Source organism: Methylobacterium jeotgali (assembly GCF_022179345.1).
Taxonomy (GTDB): domain Bacteria; phylum Pseudomonadota; class Alphaproteobacteria; order Rhizobiales; family Beijerinckiaceae; genus Methylobacterium; species Methylobacterium jeotgali.
Genome location: NZ_BPQR01000083.1, coordinates 26,064 through 32,300, shown reverse-complemented (window position 1 = coordinate 32,300; position 6,237 = coordinate 26,064). Strand labels below are relative to the sequence as shown.

The window sequence follows — 6,237 nt, the reverse complement described above, 5'->3', positions numbered from 1 at the left end:
GCGACACACGGAAAAGGGCGAACACCATCGCGCAAACGCCGCAGACGGTCGCGATGGCGACGGCGGCATAGGCCATCCACGCCGCGGAATCGGCGTTGACGACGCTCCTGTCCGCGTCCTGCTGAGCGCTGCGCTCGTTGAGGCTCGCGTTCTGCGCGAGCGCCTCGGTCACGTCGGTATAGATCTTCACTGTCTCGGCCTTCGCGAGCTCCGTGAAAGCCTCCTGCATCCTTCCGGCCTCGACGAGATCGGCCAGATGATCGCTCGTCTTCTTGTAAGCGGCCCAGGACCCGCCGAAGCGCTCGTACAGACCGCGCTCCTCCGCCGACGAGATCATGGGCTCGTAGCGCTTGCGGGCCTGCTCGAGGCTCTGGAGGGCGGCCTCATACTGCTGCCGGCTCGAAGCGATCTTGTTCCCATCGCTCGATCCGGTCACGAAGCGATACTGCTTGATGCGAACCTCGGCGATGCGGGCGCGGATCTCGTTCACGGCCACGACCGAGGGCATCCAGTTCGTGGCGACCTCGTTGACGCTCTGCCGAATGCTGCTCAGCTTTATCAGCGTGAGAGCGCCCTGACCGGCCGCGATCAAGGCCATGAAGCCGAAGAGCGCCATCAGCGTGGCCTTCAGCGAGATTCCTTTTCGAAACGGTCGATCAAGCACGGTCATCGTTTCATTCCCGACAGGACATTCGATCCGGCTCCGCACTTTCGTTGCGCGACCGATCGAACCCAGGCAGCGGCTGCGGAGCAGTCCTGCCTGGAATGGTGGATGAGATGCCAAATCGCCGCGTGGAACATCGGCTTCGGCTGGAAGAATGATTTGCCAGGATCGTTAACGAATTGCGTTTGAATTTCTCATTCGGAATCGCCGCACTGCAGATCCCTGCATTCGCAGACCGATCACAAGTATGTGATTGTGCCGAACAGCTTCGAATCTCAACGATATTTGCAAAAAAAATCGGCAGAATCGATCGACAACTATCATAGGTTGTCCAAATACAATAAGTACAACTTAATGGGTCTTGCTGGGTACGTCCGCTCCGTCAAATCGCGTCGGAAGGCTCTTTGGCGCCCCGGTAGCCCGTCGCCAGCACGTAGAGCTCGCTCGAATCCGCGCGGCTGGCGTTCGGCTTCACGTGGCGCACCTGCGCGAAGTCGCGCTTGAGGTCGGCCAGCAGGCCGCCCTCGGCGCCGCCCTGGAAGACCTTGGCGAGGTAGGCCCCGCCCGGCGCCAGGATCTCGCGGGCGAAGTGGGCGGCGGTCTCCGCCAGACCGATGATGCGCAGGTGATCGGTCTTCTTGTGGCCGGTGGTGTTGGCGGCCATGTCGGAGAGCACGAGGTCGGCGGGGCCGCCAAGCATCTCGGTCAGGAGCTTGGGGGCCTCCGGCGCCAGGAAGTCGAGCTGGATGAAGTCGACGCCGGCCATGGGCTCGATCTCCAAGAGGTCGATCCCCACCACGCGGCCCCGCTCCCCCACCGTCTTGGCCGCGACCTGCGACCAGCCGCCGGGCGCGGCGCCGAGATCGACGATGCGCTGACCGGGCTGCAGGATGCGGAAGCGCTCGTCGATCTCGATCAGCTTGAAGGCCGCCCGCGAGCGAAAACCCTCGCGCTTGGCGCGGGCCACGTAGGGGTCGTTGAGCTGGCGCTCCAGCCAGCGCTTCTGGGAGAGGGTGCGCCCGCGGCCGGTCTTCACCCGCTGCTTGAGGTCGCCCCGGAGGCCGCCGCCGGCGCCGCGCCGGTCGCTCATCGGAAGCCTCCCCGGCGCCAGACGCCGTCCTCGCGCATCATGTTCATCAAAAGCCCCTCGCGCAGGCCCCGGTCGGCGACGCGCAGGCGGTCGGAGGGGAAGGCGCGCCGGATCGCCTCGAGGATGGCGCAGCCGGCGAGCACGAGGTCGGCCCGGTCGCGGCCGATGCAGGGGTTGTCCGCCCGCTGCTGGAGGCGGGTGCCGAGCAGGTCGTCGATGGCCTCGGACACCTCAGCGTCGCTCATCCAGAGCCCGTCGACCCGCCGACGCTCGTAGCGCACGAGGCGCAGGTGCATGGCGGCGAGCGTCGTCACCGTGCCCGAGGTGCCGAGCAGGTGGAAATGCGGGGCGGTCGCGGCCGGAGCGGCGCGCAGCGCGAAGCCGGCGAGGCGCTCGGAAACCTCCTCGACCATGCCCTCGAAGGTGAGCGGCGTGACCTCGGTGCCGCCGTGGCGCTCGGCCAGCGTCACGACGCCGACGGGCAGCGAATCCCAGGCGCGGATGCGCAGGGTCGGGTCGGCGGAGGGGTTGGTGGCAGCCCCATCGAGCCAGGCGATCTCCGTGGAGCCGCCGCCGATGTCGAACACCACGACCGAGCCGGCCCGCGGATCGGCCAGCGCCGCGCAGCCGGTGACGGCGAGATAGGCCTCCGTCTGGCGGTCCACGATCTCGAGGTCGAGGCCGACATCGGCGCGCACCCGCTCCACGAACTCGGCGCCGTTGACGGCGAGCCGGCAGGCCTCCGTGGCGATGACCCGCGAGCGCACGACGCCGCGGGCCTCCATCTTGCCGCGGCAGACCCGCAGGGCCTCCACGGTGCGCTCGATCGCGTCCTCGGACAGCCGGTCGGAGGTGCCGAGCCCCTCGCCTAGGCGCACGATCCGCGAGAAGGCGTCGATGACCCGGAAGCCGTGGCTGGCGGGCTCGGCGACGAGCAGGCGGCAGTTGTTGGTGCCGAGGTCGAGGGCGGCGTAGGCGGGGCGGCGGTACCCGGTCCGGACGGGCCGCTCGGCCGCCGGCGCCGGCTCGTGGCGGTGGATGCGCGGAGGGGCGCTCCCGCCCGCATCCGGGGCGTGCTTCGCGCTGTTCTCGGTCATCGCCCGCGCCGGCATCCCGGGATGCCGGTCCCGGCTGTCGGCCCGGCCATCGTTCATGGCGCGGACGCTACAGGCTCGCTTACGGACTGCATAGCCTTGTTCGCACCGCCGGCGGGGAAAGCGGAGGCCGGATCAGGCCGCGCCCTTGGCCAGCGCCGCCATGCGCGGAATCGGCCGCAGCAGGCTCTTCACCTGGCTGTAGGGGCGGGGCCGGTTGATGACCTCGTCGAGGCGCGACCACACCGTCTTGGGCGAGAACGGCTTGGCGATGATCTCGTTGACGCCGAGCGAGATCGCCCGGTCGACGACGTTGCGGCGGGGCTGGGCGAGCATCAGGATGATCGGGATCGTCGGGCAGGGCGACGTGGCTGGGGTGCGCGCCAGGCGGATGAACTCCTCGCCCGAGAGGATCGCGAGGTCCCAGTCGAGGATGGTGAGGTCGGGCTTGCTCTCGGCCAGCACGCCGAGCGCCTCCGCCCCATCGGGGGCCTCCAGCACCCGCTTGATGCCGACGCGCATGAACATGTCGCGCACGATGCGGCGGATGTAGATGCTCTCGTCCACGACGAGGGCCGAGAGGTCGGGGAAGGTCGGGGTCGCGATCATCGCGGGCGGCGGCGTTCGGTCCTCGGCCCGGGGGGAGCCGGCTATCGGGAGCGGGAGCCTAGGCCCGACAGCCTTTGCGCTTCGCTAACGGGATCGATCGAGTGCGAAACGACACCCGCCGCCGGACGGATCGGACCGGAATTTCGATCGTCCCCGCCCTAAAGGTCCTTGCGGTCGGACGAGCTTTGCGTCAGGACTGAGGCGTTATTCTTGGTTACCGCCGCCTTGGGTAATGAAAGAGCCGAGCGTCCGCCGTCCGGAACGGCGCGCACGCGGTATTCGAGACTGATGATCGGCGGACGGTTTTTGCGAGCTATCGATGGGACGTGGTCGTGATTTCAGGGGCCCGCAGAAGCGCGGCTTCGACGAGGGGGGGATGGAGCCGCGTTGGCCCGACCAGGCTCCCCCGAGCGGCGGTTATGGTGGTGGCGGCGGCTACGGTGGCGGCGGCGGCGGCTTCGACCGCGGCCCCTCCCGCGCGGCGGCGGCGCCCTCGGGACCGGAGCGTGACGCCACTGTGAAGTGGTTCAACAAGGAGAAGGGCTTCGGCTTCGTCGAGCTGGGCGACGGCTCGGGCGATGCCTTCCTCCACATCCGCGCCGTCGAGGCCGCGGGACACGACGACCTCCTGCCTGGCACGCGCCTCACGGTGCAGACGGCACAGGGTCAGAAGGGTCCGCAGGTCACCAACGTGACGAGCGTCGACACCTCGACCGCCGAGGCGCCCGCGCCCCGGCGCGACCCCCGTCCCCGCAGCTTCGGCGGCGGTGATCGCTTCGGCGGCGGCGACCGTTTCGGTGGTGGCGACCGCTTCGGCGGCGGCGGCGATCGCTTCGGCGGCGGTGGCGGAGGCGGCCGTTTCGCCTCCGGTCCGTCCACGGAGATGACCGGCACCGTGAAGTGGTACGACCCGGTGAAGGGCTTCGGCTTCGTCTCCGTCAACGACGGCGGCAAGGACGTGTTCGTGCACCGCTCGGCGCTCGCCCGCGCCGGCCTCGATTCGCTGGCCGAAGGTCAGCAGGTCACCCTCGGCGTGGTCGAGGGCCAGAAGGGCCGCGAGGCGCAGAGCGTCAACGTCGACGATTGATCGTTGCCGGCGGACCCCGATCCGCCGCAATCGCGCATACCCTTGGAACGGCGGCCCCCTTCGGGCCGCCGTTTCCGTTTCTGGCCTTGCTTCCGCTTTTGACCCTGCCGCCGGAGCCCGCATGCGCCCTGCCCTCGCCGCCTTGCTGATCGCGCTCGCCGCATTCTCGGTCCGGGCCGAGGACTTCACCGGCTTCTACGCCGGGGTGAACGCCGGCTACGCCCTCGACGCCGGCGACAGGTCTCGCCCTCGGCCGGTATTCCCCGCCGATACGCCCGACTCGGAGGAGGCGAAGCTGCCGCCGAGCGCGGCCAGCGCCGCCCGCGCCCTCGAATCGCGGCGGGAGGGTGCCTCGAAGCTGCGGTGACGATCTCGACGCGAGGAGCCAGGGAAGCGGGGGCATGAGCGGAACCGATTTCGACTGGGCGGATCCCTTCCGCCTCGAGAGCCAGCTCACCGAGGAGGAGCGCGCGATCCGCGACGCGGCCCGGGCCTTCGCGCGGGAGCGGCTGCTGCCCGGCATCGTCGAGGCCTATGCCGAGGAGCGCAGCGACCCATCGCTGTTCACCGCGATGGGCGCCTGCGGGCTGCTCGGGGTGATGCTGCCGGAGCGCTACGGCTGCGCCGGGGCCGGCGCGGTCGCCTACGGGCTGGTGGCGCGGGAGATCGAGCGGGTCGATTCGGGCTACCGCTCGATGATGAGCGTGCAGTCCTCGCTCGTGATGCACCCGATCCACGCCTATGGCAGCGAGGCGCAGCGCGAGCGCTACCTGCCCCGGCTGGCCCGCGGCGAGTGGATCGGCTGCTTCGGCCTCACCGAGCCGGAGGCGGGCTCGGACCCCGGCGGCATGCGCACCCGCGCCGAGCGGATCGAGGGCGGCTACCGTCTCACCGGCGCCAAGACCTGGATCTCGAACAGCCCCATCGCCGACGTGTTCGTGGTCTGGGCGAAGTCCGACGCGCACGAGGGCGCCATTCGCGGCTTCGTCCTCGAGAAGGGCATGAAGGGCCTTTCGGCCCCGAAGATCGCGGGCAAGCTGTCGCTGCGGGCCTCCGTCACCGGCGAGATCGTGATGGAGGGCGTCGAGGTCGGCGACGAGGCGCTGCTCCCGAACGTCTCGGGGCTGAAGGGTCCGTTCGGCTGCCTCAACCGCGCCCGCTACGGCATCGCCTGGGGCACCATGGGCGCGGCCGAGGATTGCTGGCACCGGGCCCGCGACTACACGCTGGAGCGGCGCCAGTTCGGCCGGCCGCTGGCGCAGACCCAGCTCGTGCAGAGGAAGCTCGCCGACATGCAGACGGAGATCGCGCTGGGCCTCCAAGCGGCGCTCAGGGTCGGCCGCCTCGTCGAGGCGGACGCGGCGAGCCCGGAGATGATCAGCCTGATCAAGCGCAACAACTGCGGCAAGGCCCTCGACATCGCCCGCACCGCCCGCGACATGCACGGCGGCAACGGCATCATGGGCGCCTACCACGTCATCCGGCACGCCCAGAACCTCGAGACGGTCAACACCTACGAGGGCACCCACGACGTCCACGCCCTCGTGCTCGGCCGCGCCCAGACCGGGCTCTCGGCCTTCTGACGGGCTCTCGATCCGCCGGGCTCACGAAGGTGGTGCGCGGGCCGCCGCAGTGCCATCGGCCTTTGCCCGAGAACGGAGGCCATGCGCAGGCGGGAGGTGACGCTGGTGCC

General features: G+C 69.8%; 7 protein-coding genes. 3 read left to right on the top strand and 4 right to left on the bottom strand.

Annotation, left to right across the window (positions count from 1 at the left end; genetic code table 11):
• The 4 genes from MFF04_RS19805 to MFF04_RS19790 all read right to left on the bottom strand — a co-directional run.
• Positions 1-616: MCP four helix bundle domain-containing protein (locus MFF04_RS19805; RefSeq protein ID WP_238278410.1), on the bottom strand; the 616-nt coding region annotated here is incomplete at its 3' end.
• 430 nt (positions 617-1,046) lie between these two features.
• A complete protein-coding gene (locus tag MFF04_RS19800) occupies positions 1,047-1,754 on the bottom strand; it encodes an RlmE family RNA methyltransferase (RefSeq protein WP_238278408.1) in 708 nt (235 codons plus the stop codon).
• Entirely contained in the window at positions 1,751-2,851 is a 1,101-nt protein-coding gene (locus MFF04_RS19795) for a Ppx/GppA phosphatase family protein (protein WP_238278406.1), read from the bottom strand. Before MFF04_RS19795 ends, MFF04_RS19800 begins: the two co-directional genes overlap by 4 nt.
• Before the next feature lie 132 nt (positions 2,852-2,983).
• Positions 2,984-3,457 carry a response regulator gene (locus tag MFF04_RS19790; protein ID WP_238278404.1) on the bottom strand — a complete coding sequence of 158 codons (474 nt, stop codon included), beginning with the start codon at positions 3,455-3,457 and terminating at the stop codon, positions 2,984-2,986.
• Between the two features lie 319 nt (positions 3,458-3,776).
• On the opposite strand from MFF04_RS19790, the gene MFF04_RS21970 reads away from it, so the two are divergent.
• The 3 genes from MFF04_RS21970 (at position 3,777) to MFF04_RS19770 (ending at position 6,127) form a co-directional block, all read left to right on the top strand.
• Complete coding sequence (locus tag MFF04_RS21970) at positions 3,777-4,544, top strand: cold-shock protein (protein ID WP_283206392.1); 768 nt, start codon at positions 3,777-3,779, stop codon at positions 4,542-4,544.
• Positions 4,545-4,665: 121 nt separating this feature from the next.
• A complete protein-coding gene (locus MFF04_RS19775) occupies positions 4,666-4,911 on the top strand; it encodes a hypothetical protein (RefSeq protein WP_238278402.1) in 246 nt (81 codons plus the stop codon).
• 34 nt (positions 4,912-4,945) lie between these two features.
• Positions 4,946-6,127: an acyl-CoA dehydrogenase gene (locus MFF04_RS19770; RefSeq protein ID WP_238278399.1), complete on the top strand. Its 1,182-nt coding sequence runs from the start codon at positions 4,946-4,948 to the stop codon at positions 6,125-6,127.
• The last annotated feature ends 110 nt before the right edge of the window (positions 6,128-6,237 follow it).